Below are 15,226 nucleotides of genomic sequence, written 5' to 3' on the forward strand. Positions count from 1 at the left end.
TATTGTCCGAAGACATTAAGAATCCATGTCACTTTGAGTGCCCACACAGATTGTCTGATAAATTGTTAAAGAGCAGTGCCGCTTCGCTTTTCGCTGCGGCGCGGGGTGTGCATATTACGCTTTCCCGCTTCAGAGTCAAGCGTTTATTTTCGCTTTTCTCTGCTGACCCGGCGGCGTGTGTGCCGTTGTTCCGTGTCAGTGGAGGCGCATTATAGGGAGTTATTCCGGTGTGACAAGAGGAAATTTAAAAAAAGTTTCTATCCGTGTTTTTTTTCACCAATAGCGGTGAAATCAAGCTACAAATTGTTCTATTTGATGTATCTGCAACCACAATCACATACGAGATGGCATAATTATCAGCATGAATCATTAAGGAATAAAAGCGATGCCATTAAGCGCACAACAGCTGGCCGCCCAAAAAAACCTGTCGTATGTGCTGGCAGAAAAGCTGGCTCAGCGAATTTTAGCGGGTAAATATGCCCCGGGCAGCATCCTGCCGGGTGAAATGGAGCTGGGTGAGCAGTTTGGGGTGAGCCGTACCGCCGTGCGCGAAGCGGTCAAAACCCTAACGGCAAAAGGTATGGTGCTTCCACGTCCTCGTATTGGCACACGCGTGATGCCCCAAAGTAACTGGAATTTTCTCGATCAGGAGCTGCTCTCCTGGTGGATGACGGAAGATAACTTTCATCAGGTCGTCGATCACTTTCTGGTAATGCGCAGCAGCCTTGAACCACAGGCATGTCTTCTCGCCGCCACGCTTGGTACGGCAGAGCAGAAAGCGCAGCTTAACGCGTTGATGGAAGAGATGGTGTTCCTGAAAAAACACTTCAACCGTGAACGCTGGGTTGAAGTCGATATGGCCTGGCATGAACATATCTATATGATGAGCGCCAACCCGTTCCTCACCTCTTTTGCCTCTTTATTCCATTCGGTGTACCACACCTACTTTACCTCTATTACACAAGACGAAGTGGTAAAACTGGATTTGCATCAGGCGATAGTGGATGCGATTCAGGAAAGCGACGGGCAGCGAGCCCTGAATGCGTGCCAGGCATTGCTGGCCGCACCAAACCACCAGCAGGTAAATAAATGACAACGAAAAAAGCGCGCAGCATGGCCGGATTGCCGTGGATTGCAGCCATGGCGTTTTTTATGCAGGCACTGGATGCCACCATCCTCAACACAGCGCTTCCCGCTATTGCGCAAAGCCTTAACCGCTCCCCGCTGGCAATGCAGTCCGCCATTATCAGCTATACCCTGACGGTCGCGATGTTAATCCCGGTCAGCGGCTGGCTGGCCGACCGCTTCGGCACCCGCAGAGTTTTCATGCTGGCCGTGACGCTCTTTACGCTCGGTTCGCTGGCCTGTGCGCTCTCTTCATCCCTGACGGAGCTGGTAATCTTCCGCGTATTACAGGGCATTGGCGGCGCGATGATGATGCCCGTGGCGCGTCTTGCATTGCTGCGAGCCTACCCCAGAAGCGAACTGCTTCCCGTGCTTAACTTCGTCACTATGCCGGGTCTGGTCGGCCCGATACTCGGCCCGGTACTCGGTGGCGTGTTTGTCACCTGGGCAAGCTGGCACTGGATCTTCCTGATTAATATTCCGATTGGCGTTGCGGGGCTTCTATACGCCCGCAAATATATGCCGAACTTCACCACGCCAAGGCGCAGCTTCGACATGGGCGGCTTTTTCCTGTTTGGCCTGAGCCTGGTTCTGTTCTCCAGCGGGATGGAATTGTTCGGTGAGAAAATCGTGGCGACATGGCTGGCCCTGTCCGTCATCCTCAGCGGAATTCTGCTGTTCCTTCTTTATATACGTCACGCGCGCCGTCACCCGACGCCGTTAATCTCCCTCGGGCTATTTAACACCCGAACGTTTTCAGTCGGGATTGCGGGCAACATTGCGTCACGTCTGGGGACGGGTTGCGTACCGTTCCTGATGCCGTTGATGCTGCAGGTGGGTTTCGGCTATCCGGCCCTGATAGCTGGCTGCATGATGGCGCCCACGGCAATGGGCTCAATTCTGGCCAAATCAACCGTTACGCAAGTACTGCGCTGGTTTGGCTATCGTAAGACGCTGGTTGGCGTGACGGTCTTTATCGGTTTGATGATTGCGCAATTCTCGCTGCAATCCGCCTCGCTTCCCGTCTGGATGCTGATCCTGCCGTTGTTTGTTCTGGGCATGGCGATGTCGACGCAGTTCACATCAATGAACACCATCACCCTCGCCGATCTGACTGACGAGAATGCCAGTAGCGGCAACAGCGTGCTGGCAGTAACGCAGCAGCTGTCGATCAGTTTAGGAGTTGCAGTAAGTGCAGCGGTGCTGCGTTTTTATGAAGGCTTTGACAGCGCGAATACCGTTGAGCAGTTCCACTATACCTTTATTACCATGGGTGCGCTCACCGTGGTTTCGGCGCTGGTCTTTATGCTGTTAAAACCGAAAGATGGGCGCAACCTGATCAAAGAACGCCACAAAGCAAAGGCTAAACCGAACCCCGTTCCATCAGAACAGGAGTAAGCTGCAGACGTTGCTGCTGAAGCGTGGGCTGCGCCATACGGTGAATCAGTACATCGATGGCCAGCTCGCCCAGTTCATCCTTCGGCTGATGGATGGTGGTCAGCGGCGGCGTCATGTAGCTTGCCAGCTCAATATCATCGTATCCGATCACCGCCATATCGTCCGGCACGCGCAGGCCTGCCTGGTACAACGCCTGATAGGCACCAAACGCCATCGCATCGTTACCGATAAAGACCGCCTGCGGGCGCTGCGCTTGCGCCAGCAGTGTCTGCATTGCCTCGAAGCCACCGTTAAATTCGAAATCGCCGGTGATTCGGTAGCCTTCTGGAATGGCAAGCCCCGCCCGCGCCATCGCCGACAGATATCCCTCCAGACGCAAACGCGCGGGGGTTTTATCGAGCGGACCGGTAATACAGGCGATGCGGGTATGGCCTTTATCAATCAGATACTGGGTTGCCATGTCCCCACCCAGCAGGGAGTTATCCTGAATAAGATCGCTGGTGCCGTCGAAGGGCGCCCAGTCCATCATCACCGTAGGAATAGAAGGATAGCGCTGAATAATCTCTTTTGAGGGCTGATGCGTTTCGGTGCAGAGCAGCAGTAACCCGTCGACGCGTTTTTGCATCAGCGTTTCCAGGTTACGGTTCATGCGCTGCTCGTCCCCTTCGGTATTGCACAGCACCAGGCTGTAGCCACGCTCGAAGCAGCTGCGCTCTACGCCACGAACCAGCTCAGAATAAAAGGGGTTGGTACTGGCGGTGATGAGCATGCCGATGGTACGCGTCTGGTTCAGCTTGAGGCTGCGCGCCAGCGCCGACGGCGCATAGTTGAGATCTTTAACTGCCGCTTCGACCTTCTCCCGAATCGCCTCGCTGACGAAGCGGTCGTTATTAATCACGTGAGAGACTGTCGAGGTAGAAACACCCGCCAGGCGGGCGACATCTTTCATTGTGGCCAAGCGTTACCCCTGCTGACTTAAGAATTCATCGATCTCTTTACGCCACGGAACGGAAGGCTGGGCACCTTTGCGCGTCACCGCAATCGCCGCGGCAGCGTGCGCGAAGCGGATCGCATCATCCATTCTCTTGCCTTCCAGCAGCGCGGTCACCAGAGCACCATTGAAGGTATCTCCCGCCGCGATGGTATCAATCGCCTTCACCTTAAAGCCCGGCACGCGACGGCCTTCACCGTTTACGCTTGCCCACACCCCACGGCTGCCCAGGGTGATAATCACGGTATCGATGCCTTTATCGTGCAGCGCTTTTGCCGCACGCGCCGCGTCGTCATCATTTTCAACACGAATGCCCGTCAGCTTTTCTGCTTCGGTTTCGTTAGGCGTGATGATGTCCACCAGCGCCAGCAATTCGTCTGATAATACACGGGCAGGCGCAGGATTAAGTACGACGGTGGTATGATTTTGATGCGCAATTTTGGCGGCGGCCAGCACGCTTTCGACCGGCGATTCCAGCTGCATCAGTAGCGCTTCGGCATTCGCAATACACTCACGCTGCGCTTCAACACGTTCGGTGGTTAATGCGGCGTTGGCGCCTGCATGAATACCGATGACATTCTCACCTTCCGCATTGACGAAAATCAGCGCAACGCCGGTCGATTCCCCTGAAACAACGCTGACCGGTGCGATATCAATGTTATCGCTGGCGAGCTGTTTGCGCACTCGCTCACCGGTATCGTCATCCCCCGTGCAGGCGATAAACGCGATATTCGCCCCGCTGCGCCCGGCTGCGACGGCCTGGTTGGCACCTTTACCGCCGAAGGCCACCTGATACTGGTTACCCGTGACGGTTTCGCCCGGCGTCGGGAACGATTCAAGGTTAAGAATGTGATCGGCATTGATACTGCCAAGGACGACGAGGTTGCCTGCGGTTTTCATGGTTGGGTTGTCCATCTGAGAGCGCCACCGGTGTTACCCGGTGGCGTATGCCACACTTTTCTTTATTGGTGTCCCTCAGGCAGCCAGCGACTGCCTGAATCGCCTTTTACTGCTTAATAACCAACTTCAGGTCAACAGGGTATTTGGCCTGAACTTTTTCGCCCTTCAGCACTTTGTCGGCAGTTTGCACGCCAGTCGCGCCAATCTGCTCAGGCAGCTGAGCGATGGTCGCAGCCAGTTTGCCATCATTTACCGCTTTTTCACCATCCGGCGTGCCGTCAAATCCGACAACCATCACATCAGATTTACCTGCAGTCTGCAGGGCACGCAGCGCGCCCAGCGCCATTTCGTCGTTCTGCGCGAACACAGCCTGCACGTCAGGGTGTGCGGTCAGCAGGTTCTGCATGACGTTCAGACCTTTAGTACGGTCGAAGTCTGCTGGCTGGCTCGCCAGCACGTTGAATTTGTGCGCCGCCACAGCCTGCTGGAAGCCTTCGCCACGCTCGCGGGCTGCAGACGTACCGGCAATCCCCTGCAGTTCGATAACTTTCGCGCCTTCGCCTGCTTTCTTCGCGATGTAATCACCGGCGATTTTGCCGCCCAGCACGTTATCAGACGCAATGTGGCTCACGACTTCGCCTTTCGTTGCCTGACGGTCCAGGGTGATTACCGGGATCTTCGCCTGGTTTGCCATTTTAACGGCGTTACCGACGGCGTCAGAGTCGGTTGGGTTGATCAGCAGAATTTTGGTACCACGAACGGTTAAGTCCTGAACGTTAGCCAGCTCTTTCGCCGGGTTGTTCTGTGAATCCAGTACCACCAGGTTGTAGCCCAGCTTGTCCGCTTCTTTCTGCGCACCGTCCTTCAGGGAGACGAAGAACGGGTTGTTCAGGGTAGAGACAACCAGCGCGATGGTGTCTTTCGCCATGGCGTTAGCACTTACGGTTGCGCTCAGCGCGACAGCAGAAACCAGGGTAGCCAGTTTTTTCATGTTCATATCTAAGATGTCCTGTAGTGTCGTCAGTTACTGTTTTTTGTTGTCTACCAGTACCGCCAGCAAAATCACCACTGCCTTAACGATCATCTGGTAATAGGAGGAAACACCTAACAAATTCAAACCATTATTCAGGAAACCGAGAATCAGTGCGCCGATCAATGTCCCAACAATGCGACCTTTACCGCCCGCAAGGCTCGTACCGCCCAGAACCACTGCCGCAATGGCATCCAGCTCATAACCCGTACCCGCCGTTGGCTGCGCGGAGGAGAGGCGCGCCACTTCGATAATGCCCGCCAGAGACGCCAGCAGACCGCACAGCGAGTAAACGATAATTTTGACTTTATTAACGCTAATCCCGGACAGTCGCGTTGCCGCTTCGTTACCGCCCAGCGCATAGATATAACGACCCAGACGGGTGTGATGCAGCATGTACCACGCCGCCAGGAAGACGATAGCCATGATCCAGACCGGCGTAGGGACACCCAGCGGACGACCGATACCGAACCAGCCAAACAGATCGGCGTTGTCGGTAAAGCCCGTGTTCACCGGGCTGCCGTTGGTATAAACCATGGTCACACCGCGCAGCAACAGCATCATCACCAGCGTTGCGATGAACGCCTGAACGCGGCCTTTCGCTACAATCACGCCGGTCACGGCACCGATTGCTGCCCCAGCAGCCAGCGCTGCAGCCACTGCCACCAGCGCGTTGACTTCAACTCCGACAAGGGAAGCGGCGATCGCACCGGTGAGCGCCAGCAGGGAACCGACGGACAGATCGATCCCTGAGGTCAGAATCACCAGCGTCATCCCGACCGCCATAATGGCGTTCACGGACGTCTGCTGCAGGATGTTGAACAGGTTATTAACGGTGAAAAAATTCGGGCTCATGGTCGACACAATCGCGATCAGCACCAGCAGGGCAATCAGCGATTTTTGTTCCATCAGCCATGCCTTTGTGAAATAGCGGCGACCAGAAACAGCCTGGGTAGTCATCTTCTTACTCCTGATTCACGCGATTAAGCTTGCCCACAGCGGCAGCCATCAGAACTTCCTGGGTGGCCTGCTCGCGAGTGAATTCACCGCCGAGATGCCCTTCATGCATGACGATAATGCGATCGCTCATGCCTAATACTTCTGGCATCTCGGAAGAGACCAGAATGATGCTCAGGCCGTCGGCCTTGAACTGGTTAATCAGCTGATAGATCTCTTTCTTCGCGCCCACGTCTACGCCGCGTGTTGGCTCGTCGAGGATCAGGACTTTCGGGCGCGTCATCAGCCCGCGCGCAATGGCCACTTTCTGCTGATTACCACCGGACAACAGGCCAATCGCCTGCTCCATCGACGGGGTTTTGACGTTAAAGAGACGGATAAAATCGCTGACCGCCTGCTGCTCATCTTTATGCTTCAGGCTCCCGCCGCTGCGGCTGAAATAGCGCAGCGCCGTAAGCGACATGTTCTCTTTTACCGACATCCCCAGCACTAAGCCGTCGCGCTTGCGGTCTTCGGAGATATAGACGATGCCGTTCGCCAGGCCATCCTGCGGCGAGCGAGTCACCACTTCATGACCGTCGAGGGTGACATACCCGCTGGATCGCGGCAGCGCACCGTAAAGCACCTTCATCAGCTCGGTACGGCCGGCGCCCATCAGGCCCGCCACACCCAGGATCTCGCCCTGGCGCAGGGTAAAGGTCACGTCGTTCACGCCCGGACCGCAGAGATTGTCCACCTTCAGGCGGATATCGCCCGGCGCTTTGTCCAGGTGCGGGTATTGATCTTCAAGCTTACGCCCCACCATCATTTCGATAAGCGTATCTTCGGTCAGCGTGGCCACTTCACGCTCGGCAATAAACTGCCCGTCGCGGAAGACGGTGACGTCGTCGCAAATTTCGAAGATCTCTTTCATGCGGTGAGAGATATAGACAATCCCGCGCCCCTGCGATTTCAGCTCGCGGATGACGCGGAACAGGGATTCGGTTTCGGTATCGGTCAGGGCGTCAGTCGGTTCATCCATAATGATGACCTTCGACTCAAAGCTTAGCACCTTCGCGATTTCCACCATCTGCTGATCGCCAATCGAGAGATCGCCGACCAGGCGGTCGCTCTTAAAGCGCAGGTTCAGCTTCGCCAGCAGCTTGTCCGCTTCGGCATACATGGTTTTCCAGTCAATTTTGCCGAACCGGTTTACGAACTCGCGGCCGAGGAAGATGTTCTCCGCAATGGTAAGCTGCGGGATCAGGTTCAGCTCCTGGTGGATAATGCCAATACCGGCTTCCTGAGAAGATTTCGGGCCGTTGAAGGTGGTCTCTTTACCCAGCCAGACGAGTGAGCCGGCATCGCGTTGATAGATACCGGTCAGCACTTTCATCATGGTGGATTTGCCGGCGCCGTTCTCACCCACCAGCGCCATCACGCGCCCGGAGTAGACGTTCAGCGCCGCACCGGAGAGGGCTTTTACGCCCGGGAACGACTTATCGATCCCTTTGAGTTGCAGTAATGCGTCCATGATGGCCTCAGAAGGTGACGCCAGCACAGAGAATAATATTCGCATACGGGGAACACTCCCCGCTGCGAATCACCGCCTGACTGTCTGCGGTTTGTTGTTTGAATTGTTCGTGCGTTGTGTAACGAATTTCTATGGTGTTTCCCTGGTGTTGTTGCAGCTGCTCAAGGTGGCTGAGCAACGTTTCGTGGAGTTGCGGATTATGTTGTTTGATTTCCGCTGCGAGAATGGCCGCCTCAACCTGCATCTCCGCGGTCACCACGTCCAGTACCTGCATAAACGAGGGTACGCCCTGCGTTAACGCCATATCGATACGGGCTGTGCTGCGCGGAACCGGTAAGCCTGCATCGCAAACCACCAGCGTATCGGTATGCCCAAGACGGGAAATAACCGATGAGATTTCTGAGTTGAGTACCGTGCCTTTCTTCATTTTCTTGCTCCACTAGCGAAACGTTTCGCTGATGTCAGTTTAATCTCAAGAATGTTCAGAAAACCATCATGACGTAACAGATTTGTGATCGACGTCGAAACGTTTCGCTAAGTGAAATGCAGAGTAAATTTAGGCGGGGATATTGAGTATGAGTAGGCCGGGTAAGCGAAGCGCCACCCGGCATATTAAGGAGCTTAAATCTCGACCTGCGTCCCCAGCTCAATCACGCGGTTAGGCGGGATCTCAAACTGATCAGGCGCGCGCAGGGCGTTACGCTGCAGGATAAGGTACAGCTTGCCGCGCAGGCGCAGATACCACGGGCGCTTGCCGATAATCAGCGACTCGTGGGACATAAAGAATGACGTCTCCATCATCCGGCAGCTCAGCCCTTCCAGGCCGCAGCGGTGGAACACCTCTTCCACGTTCGGCGTTTCACGCCAGCCGTAGCTCGCCACCACGCGCCAGAATGTCGGCGACAGCTGCTCGATTTGCACGCGGCGCACGTTGTGAACATACGGCGCATCTTCGGTGCGCAGCGTCAGCAGAATGACGCGTTCATGCAGGACCTTGTTGTGCTTGAGGTTATGCATCAGCGCAAACGGGATCACGTTCAGGGCACGAGACATATACACCGCGGTGCCGGGCACGCGGACCGGTGGTGATTTCTCCAGAGAAGCGATCATCGCCTCGAGAGAATTACCGTGCTCATGCATGCGGCGCAGCAGGCGGAAACGCTCGCTTTTCCATGTGGTCATGACGATAAACATCACCAGACCCAGCGTCAGCGGCAGCCAGCCCCCGGAGACAATCTTGTCGAGGTTCGCCGAGAACAGCGGCACGTCGATGCACAGGAAGCCCACCAGAATCATCGCCACGAGGAATTTATTCCAGTGCCAGTTTCGGTACGCCACCGTGGTGGAGAGAAGCGATGTCAGCACCATCGTACCGGTTACCGCAATGCCGTACGCCGCCGCCAGGTTGCTGGAGTGCTCGAAGCTGACGATAACAATGACAACAGCGAAATAGAGCAGCCAGTTAATGAACGGGATGTAGATCTGGCCCGACTCCATCTCTGAGGTATGGATGATGCGCATCGGTGAGAGGTAACCCAGACGCACGGCCTGGCGCGTCAGAGAGAACACGCCGGAAATCACCGCCTGGGAGGCAATAACGGTCGCCAGCGTTGCCAGAATCAGCATCGGCACCAGCGCCCAGTCAGGCGCCAGCAGGAAGAACGGGTTCTTAATCGCTTCCGGGCTTTTGAGCAACAGCGCGCCCTGACCAAAGTAATTCAGCACCAGCGACGGCAGCACCACAATAAACCATGCCACGCGGATAGGCAGTTTCCCGAAGTGGCCCATATCAGCATACAGCGCTTCAACCCCGGTGATGGAGAGCACGACCGCACCCAGCGCCACGAAGGAAACCACTTTGTACTCAAGGAAGAAATGCACTGCCCAGTAAGGGTTCAGCGCGTGGAGCACTTCCGGGTTCGCGATAATGCTGCGCAAACCAAGCGCCGCGAGGATCAGGAACCAGGCCAGCATAATCGGTGCAAACAGTTTGCCCACCAGCCCAGTACCGTGCTTCTGGATCATAAACAGCAGCGTCAGGACAATAATGGCCAGAGGAACAACCCAGGAATCAAGCTGCGGGGCAATAATCTCCAGCCCCTCTATCGCCGAGAGCACCGAAATAGCAGGCGTTATCACCACTTCCCCGTAGAAGAAGCTGCCGCCAATCAGGCCGATAATGACCAGCACGGACGTCATTCTGGCTGAGGTATTGCGTCCTGCCAGGGACATCAGGGTCAGGATACCGCCTTCGCCCGCGTTATCAGCACGCATCACGAAAGAGAGATATTTAACGGAAACCACCAGGATCAGCAGCCAGAAGATGAGTGACAGGAAGCCAAATACGGCGTCACGTTCAACACCAAAGCCAAACTGGCCGGACAGACATTCACGAAGCGTATAAAGCGGGCTGGTGCCGATATCACCGTAGACAACCCCGATCGCCGCAAGCGTTATTGCGGGTAATGATTGCTTATTATCAGTGCTCATAGACTAGTCTTTTCGTTTAAATAACAAATGTGTGCCTAGTCCCTTGGCCCACAAAAAGCGCACAGTATGCACGATTCATTGCAAAATCGTACCCCTAAATGCAACCGCATTAATGTAGCGCAAAGAAAATTGCGCCGCACTTCAGTCTATTACCAGCCCTGACTGAAACGTCTATACTCGCTTCAATTGGCCGCCACGACGGCGAAAGGATGCAAAACTATTATGGCTCACTCACATTTATTAGCAGAAAGAATTTCCCGCCTCAGCAGCGCGCTGGAGAAAGGCCTTTTCGAGCGTAGCCACGCCATTCGCCTCTGTTTACTGGCGGCGTTGAGCGGTGAAAGCGTATTTTTGCTGGGCCCACCGGGCATTGCCAAAAGCCTGATTGCCCGCAGGTTAAAGTTTGCGTTTCAGAACGCCCGCGCCTTCGAATACCTCATGACCCGGTTTTCTACCCCGGAAGAAGTTTTTGGCCCGCTCTCTATTCAGGCGCTGAAAGACGAAGGGCGCTATGAGCGTTTGACGGCGGGGTATTTGCCTGAGGCAGAGATTGTTTTTCTCGATGAGATCTGGAAAGCGGGGCCGGCTATTCTGAACACCCTGCTCACGGCGATAAACGAACGGCGCTTCCGCAACGGCGCCAGCGAAGAGAAAATCCCGATGCGCCTGCTGGTGGCCGCGTCAAACGAACTGCCTGAAGCCGACAGCAGCCTGGAAGCGCTGTATGACCGCATGCTGATCCGCCTGTGGCTGGACAAAGTACAGGATAAATCCAACTTCCGCTCTATGCTGGTCAGCCAGCAGGATGAAAGTGAAAACCCGGTATCCGCTTCGCTGCAGGTCACGGATGAGGAGTATCACCAGTGGCAGCAGGATATTGGCAAAATCAAATTGCCGGACGCGGTCTTCGAGCTGATCTATCAGCTGCGCCAGCAGCTCGATCTGCTGCCTTCCGCGCCCTATGTCTCCGATCGCCGCTGGAAAAAGGCGATCCGCCTGCTGCAGGCCAGCGCCCTGTTCAGCGGGCGCGATGCCGTAGCGCCAATCGATCTGATCCTGCTGAAAGATTGCCTCTGGCACGACGCGGAAGGCATGAACCTGATGCAGCAGCAGCTTGATGTTTTGATGACCGGACACGCCTGGGGGCAGCAGGCGATGCTCAACCAGCTGGGGGCGATTGCCCAGCGGCGCATTCAGCTCCAGCAGCAGCAAAGCGATAAAACCGCGCTGAAAGTGAATCGCCTCGGGGGAATGTTCGCCCGCAAACCGCACTATGAATTACCCGCTGAACTGACCAGTCCGACGCTGACGCTGTTGCTCCAGCAACCGCTCAAACTTCATGATATGCAGGTGGTGCACGTTTCCATTGAGCGCGAGGCACTGGCGCAGTGGCTGGATAAAGGCGGTGAGATCCGTGGAAAGCTCAACGGCATCGGTTTTGCGCAGCCGCTGAATATGGAAGTGGACAGCAGCCAGCACCTGGTGATCCGCGACGTAAGCCTGCAGGGCTCGCGTCTTGCTCTGCCGGGAACCGCTTCCGACAGCGTTCCCGAAGTGATTAAGCAGCAGCTGGAAGCGCTGGACACAGAATGGCACCAGCAGCACACCCGCTTTAGCGAGCAGCAAAAATGCCTCTTTATTCATAGCGACTGGTTAGGTCGCATCGAAGCCAGCCTGCAGGATGTAAGCGCACAGATTAAACAGGCGCGTCAATGCTAACCCTGGATACACTTAACGTTATGCTGGCCGTCAGCGAGGAAGGGTTGATCGAAGAGGTGGTCATAACCCTTCTGGCTTCGCCGCAGCTGGCAGCCTTCTTTGAAAAATTCCCGAAGCTTAAAAAAGCGATGACGGACGATCTGCCGCGCTGGCGGGAAAATCTGCGCCAGCGGTTCAAAGAGACCGAGGTTCCGCCAGAGTTAACGGAAGAGGTGGCCTGCTATCAGCAGTGCCAGCGGCTCTCCACCTCGCAGTTTATCGTCCAGCTTCCGCAAACCCTGACGCTGCTCGACAAGGTCCACTCTCCGTTTGCCAGCCAGGCCCGGGCGCTGGTCACGGATAACGCCACGTTTACCCCCGCATTGCATACCCTATTTCTACAGCGCTGGCGCCTGAGCCTGGTGGTTCAGGCCACGACGCTAAACCAGCAGCTGCTGGATGAAGAGCGCGAACAGCTGCTCAGTGAAGTTCAGGAGCGCATGACCTTAAGCGGCCAGCTCGAACAGGTGCTGGTGGAAAATGAGAACGCCGCAGGGCGTCTCTGGGACATGAGCGCCGGCCAGCTTCGCCGCGGGGATTATCAGCTGATCGTCAAGTACGGCGATTTTCTGGCGCAGCAGCCCGAGCTGATGAAGCTTGCAGAACAATTGGGGCGATCAAGGGAGGCAAAGTCGGTCCCAAAGAAAGATGCCCCAATGGAAACCTTCCGCACCCTGGTGCGCGAACCGGCTACCGTGCCCGAACAGGTCGACGGGCTCCAGCAGAGCGATGACATTTTGCGCCTTCTGCCCACGGAGCTGAGCACGCTCGGGATGACCGAGCTGGAATATGAGTTTTACCGTCGACTGGTGGAAAAGCAGCTCCTCACCTACCGGCTGCACGGCGAAGCCTGGCGCGAGAAGCTCAGCCAGCGGCCGGTTATTCATCAGGATTTTGATGAACAGCCGCGTGGGCCATTCATTGTTTGCGTGGATACGTCCGGATCGATGGGCGGGTTTAACGAACAGTGTGCAAAGGCGTTCTGCCTGGCGCTGATGCGCGTGGCGCTCGCCGATCGCCGTCGCTGCTATATCATGCTTTTCTCCAGCGAGGTAGTGGGCTATGAGCTAACCAACCAGCAGGGGCTCGAACAGGCGATCCGCTTTTTAAGCCAGCGTTTTCGCGGCGGTACCGATCTGGCCAGCTGTTTTCGCAGCATCGTTGAGCGGATGCAGGGGGGAGACTGGTACGACGCTGATGCGGTGGTGATTTCTGATTTTATTGCCCAGCGGCTGCCGGATGACGTAGTAAATAAAGTGAAGGAGCTGCAGCGGGTGCATCAGCACCGTTTCCATGCGGTGGCGATGTCCGCCCATGGAAAACCCGGCATCATGCGCATCTTCGATCATATCTGGCGCTTTGATACCGGGTTGCGTAGCCGCCTGCTCAGACGCTGGCAGCGTTAATTACAAAAGAGAGCCAACGCTTTCGCGCACCTGCTGCGGCCAGACACCACACTGAACCTGGCCGATATGCGGCAGCTGAAGCAGCAGCATGGTCAGTCGGGACTGGCCGATACCGCCGCCGATGGTCTGCGGCATTTCCCCGCGCAGCAGCGCCTGGTGCCACTCTAGTTTGAGACGATCTTCATCGCCGGTGACCGCCAGCTGGCGCTTCAGCGCGTCAGCATCCACGCGGATCCCCATAGAAGAAAGTTCGAATGCGTCTTCCAGTACCGGGTTCCAGACCAGAATATCGCCGTTCAGACCGGCATAGTCGCGCTCGCCCAGCGTGCTCCAGTCATCATAATCCGGTGCACGAACGTCGTGGCGTTTGCCATCAGACAGCTTGCCGCCGATACCCATCAGGAACACTGCCCCCAGCTCTTTGGCGATCGCACGTTCACGACCTTTGGCATCCAGATCCGGGAAACGGCTCAGCAGCTCCTGGCTGTGCACAAAGTGGATCGATTCCGGCAGGAACGGTGCCAGACCAAACTCTTTGCTTACTGCCGCTTCGGTAGCTTTGATCCCGGCGTAAATCGCCTCAACGGTAGCTTTCAGCGTACCCACGTGACGCTCGCCATCCCCCATTACGCGCTCCCAGTCCCACTGGTCAACGTAAACGGAGTGAATCGGAGACAGGCGGTCTTCGTCGGGGCGAAGAGCTTTCATGTGCGTGTAGAGCCCTTCGCCCGCGCTGAAGTCGTGTTGTCCCAGGGTTTGACGCTTCCATTTCGCAAGGGAGTGAACCACTTCGAACTGGGCGTCTGGCAATGTTTTCACTTTTACCTGTACCGCTTTTTCGCATCCAGAGAGGTTATCCTGCGTCCCATCACCCACGCGGCTGAGAATAGGTGCCTGAACTTCAATCAGACCCAGCTTGTCTTCCAGCTGGCGGGAAAAATGGGATTTAACGAAACTGATCTGGCGTTGTTTTGCGATGTAAGCGGTTTTCATTATTTATACTCCTGCGTCCTGTTGGTATTGATTAAGCAACAGAAATGGCACCTGATTCAATAACCCATCAACAAAAAGCCGCCTTCACTTTTGATTCGATAAAATTAGGCGCTAGAATAGAGTGATTCATTAATCTTCATAAGAAAAAGCTATGGAAAATTATCAGATCGACAATCTCGACCGCGGCATTCTGGAGGCGTTAATGGCCAATGCCCGTACCGCCTACGCCGAACTGGCGAAACAGTTTGGCGTCAGCCCGGGAACCATTCACGTTCGCGTAGAGAAGATGAAGCAGGCGGGGATCATTACCGGTGCACGCATTGACGTCAGCCCTAAGCAGCTGGGTTACGACGTCTGCTGCTTCATCGGCATCATTCTAAAAAGCGCAAAAGACTACCCTTCCGCCCTGGCGAAGCTAAACGCGCTGGATGAAGTCACCGAGGCGTACTACACCACCGGGCACTACAGCATCTTTATTAAGGTCATGTGCCGATCCATCGACGCACTCCAGCAGGTACTTATCAACAAGATCCAAACAATCGATGAAATTCAGTCCACCGAGACGCTGATCTCCCTGCAAAACCCGATCATGCGTACCATCCGCCCGTGATCGGGCAAATTCATTCCCACATTTTCCACAGGTAGATCCCAGCTCGTTCACAGCG

General features: G+C 55.7%; 14 protein-coding genes. 6 read left to right on the plus strand and 8 right to left on the minus strand.

What is annotated here, in order from left to right:
* The 3 genes from ABR39_RS26090 to mdtD all read left to right on the plus strand — a co-directional run.
* On the plus strand, window positions 1–215 hold a 215-nt coding region (locus ABR39_RS26090), incomplete at its 5' end, for a hypothetical protein (RefSeq protein WP_131701696.1).
* A 170-nt stretch (window positions 216–385) separates the two neighbouring features.
* Window positions 386–1,093, plus strand: coding sequence for a FadR/GntR family transcriptional regulator (locus tag ABR39_RS13790; RefSeq protein ID WP_047347397.1), 708 nt, complete (start codon window positions 386–388; stop codon window positions 1,091–1,093).
* A complete protein-coding gene (gene mdtD / locus ABR39_RS13795) occupies window positions 1,090–2,523 on the plus strand; it encodes a multidrug transporter subunit MdtD (RefSeq protein ID WP_047347398.1) in 1,434 nt (477 codons plus the stop codon). The genes ABR39_RS13790 and mdtD overlap by 4 nt, the downstream gene beginning before the upstream one ends.
* Here the strand turns inward: mdtD and rbsR are convergent.
* The 7 genes from rbsR to kup all read right to left on the minus strand — a co-directional run bounded on the left by rbsR (window position 2,489) and on the right by kup (window position 10,404).
* On the minus strand, window positions 2,489–3,481 hold the full coding sequence (rbsR, locus tag ABR39_RS13800; RefSeq protein ID WP_123156789.1) for a ribose operon transcriptional repressor RbsR: 993 nt from the start codon (window positions 3,479–3,481) through the stop codon (window positions 2,489–2,491). The two genes, mdtD and rbsR, sit on opposite strands and share 35 nt — an antisense overlap.
* 3 nt (window positions 3,482–3,484) lie before the next feature.
* Complete coding sequence (rbsK, locus tag ABR39_RS13805; RefSeq protein WP_047348153.1) at window positions 3,485–4,414, minus strand: ribokinase; 930 nt, start codon at window positions 4,412–4,414, stop codon at window positions 3,485–3,487.
* A gap of 106 nt (window positions 4,415–4,520) precedes the next feature.
* On the minus strand, window positions 4,521–5,411 hold the full coding sequence (gene rbsB, locus ABR39_RS13810) for a ribose ABC transporter substrate-binding protein RbsB (RefSeq protein ID WP_047347400.1): 891 nt from the start codon (window positions 5,409–5,411) through the stop codon (window positions 4,521–4,523).
* Window positions 5,412–5,438: 27 nt separating this feature from the next.
* A complete protein-coding gene (gene rbsC, locus ABR39_RS13815; RefSeq protein WP_047347401.1) occupies window positions 5,439–6,404 on the minus strand; it encodes a ribose ABC transporter permease in 966 nt (321 codons plus the stop codon).
* 4 nt (window positions 6,405–6,408) lie between these two features.
* The gene (gene rbsA, locus ABR39_RS13820) at window positions 6,409–7,914 is read right to left on the minus strand and encodes a ribose ABC transporter ATP-binding protein RbsA (protein WP_047347402.1); all 1,506 of its coding nucleotides are present in this window, start codon (window positions 7,912–7,914) and stop codon (window positions 6,409–6,411) included.
* Window positions 7,915–7,921: 7 nt separating this feature from the next.
* Window positions 7,922–8,341 carry a D-ribose pyranase gene (gene rbsD / locus ABR39_RS13825; RefSeq protein WP_047347403.1) on the minus strand — a complete coding sequence of 140 codons (420 nt, stop codon included), beginning with the start codon at window positions 8,339–8,341 and terminating at the stop codon, window positions 7,922–7,924.
* 194 nt (window positions 8,342–8,535) lie between these two features.
* Window positions 8,536–10,404: a low affinity potassium transporter Kup gene (kup, locus tag ABR39_RS13830; protein WP_047347404.1), complete on the minus strand. Its 1,869-nt coding sequence runs from the start codon at window positions 10,402–10,404 to the stop codon at window positions 8,536–8,538.
* A gap of 222 nt (window positions 10,405–10,626) precedes the next feature.
* On the opposite strand from kup, the gene ravA reads away from it, so the two are divergent.
* Together ravA and viaA are read left to right on the plus strand one after the other, a co-directional pair.
* Window positions 10,627–12,123 (plus strand): ATPase RavA, encoded by a 1,497-nt coding sequence (gene ravA / locus ABR39_RS13835; protein ID WP_047347405.1) that lies wholly within the window; start codon window positions 10,627–10,629, stop codon window positions 12,121–12,123.
* Window positions 12,117–13,568, plus strand: a complete 1,452-nt coding sequence (gene viaA, locus ABR39_RS13840; RefSeq protein WP_047347406.1) for an ATPase RavA stimulator ViaA — start codon at window positions 12,117–12,119, stop codon at window positions 13,566–13,568. Before ravA ends, viaA begins: the two co-directional genes overlap by 7 nt.
* Here viaA and asnA read toward each other — a convergent pair whose 3' ends face one another.
* Window positions 13,569–14,561 carry an aspartate--ammonia ligase gene (gene asnA, locus ABR39_RS13845; protein WP_047347407.1) on the minus strand — a complete coding sequence of 331 codons (993 nt, stop codon included), beginning with the start codon at window positions 14,559–14,561 and terminating at the stop codon, window positions 13,569–13,571.
* A 151-nt stretch (window positions 14,562–14,712) separates the two neighbouring features.
* Between asnA and asnC the strand changes: the two genes are divergently transcribed.
* On the plus strand, window positions 14,713–15,171 hold the full coding sequence (gene asnC, locus ABR39_RS13850) for a transcriptional regulator AsnC (RefSeq protein ID WP_008500198.1): 459 nt from the start codon (window positions 14,713–14,715) through the stop codon (window positions 15,169–15,171).
* The last annotated feature ends 55 nt before the right edge of the window (window positions 15,172–15,226 follow it).

The sequence above is a fragment of the Enterobacter genomosp. O genome, assembly GCF_001022965.1.
Classification (GTDB): domain Bacteria; phylum Pseudomonadota; class Gammaproteobacteria; order Enterobacterales; family Enterobacteriaceae; genus Enterobacter; species Enterobacter cloacae_L.

What these genes read in the sequence shown, in the direction of transcription:
- ABR39_RS13790 (WP_047347397.1), top strand. Translation starts at nt 386, where the DNA reads ATGCCATTAAGCGCACAACAGCTGGCCGCCCAAAAAAACCTGTCGTAT.
- mdtD (WP_047347398.1), top strand. Translation starts at nt 1,090, where the DNA reads ATGACAACGAAAAAAGCGCGCAGCATGGCCGGATTGCCGTGGATTGCA.
- rbsK (WP_047348153.1), bottom strand. Translation starts at nt 4,414, where the DNA reads ATGAAAACCGCAGGCAACCTCGTCGTCCTTGGCAGTATCAATGCCGAT.
- rbsB (WP_047347400.1), bottom strand. Translation starts at nt 5,411, where the DNA reads ATGAACATGAAAAAACTGGCTACCCTGGTTTCTGCTGTCGCGCTGAGC.
- rbsC (WP_047347401.1), bottom strand. Translation starts at nt 6,404, where the DNA reads ATGACTACCCAGGCTGTTTCTGGTCGCCGCTATTTCACAAAGGCATGG.
- rbsA (WP_047347402.1), bottom strand. Translation starts at nt 7,914, where the DNA reads ATGGACGCATTACTGCAACTCAAAGGGATCGATAAGTCGTTCCCGGGC.
- rbsD (WP_047347403.1), bottom strand. Translation starts at nt 8,341, where the DNA reads ATGAAGAAAGGCACGGTACTCAACTCAGAAATCTCATCGGTTATTTCC.
- kup (WP_047347404.1), bottom strand. Translation starts at nt 10,404, where the DNA reads ATGAGCACTGATAATAAGCAATCATTACCCGCAATAACGCTTGCGGCG.
- ravA (WP_047347405.1), top strand. Translation starts at nt 10,627, where the DNA reads ATGGCTCACTCACATTTATTAGCAGAAAGAATTTCCCGCCTCAGCAGC.
- viaA (WP_047347406.1), top strand. Translation starts at nt 12,117, where the DNA reads ATGCTAACCCTGGATACACTTAACGTTATGCTGGCCGTCAGCGAGGAA.
- asnA (WP_047347407.1), bottom strand. Translation starts at nt 14,561, where the DNA reads ATGAAAACCGCTTACATCGCAAAACAACGCCAGATCAGTTTCGTTAAA.
- asnC (WP_008500198.1), top strand. Translation starts at nt 14,713, where the DNA reads ATGGAAAATTATCAGATCGACAATCTCGACCGCGGCATTCTGGAGGCG.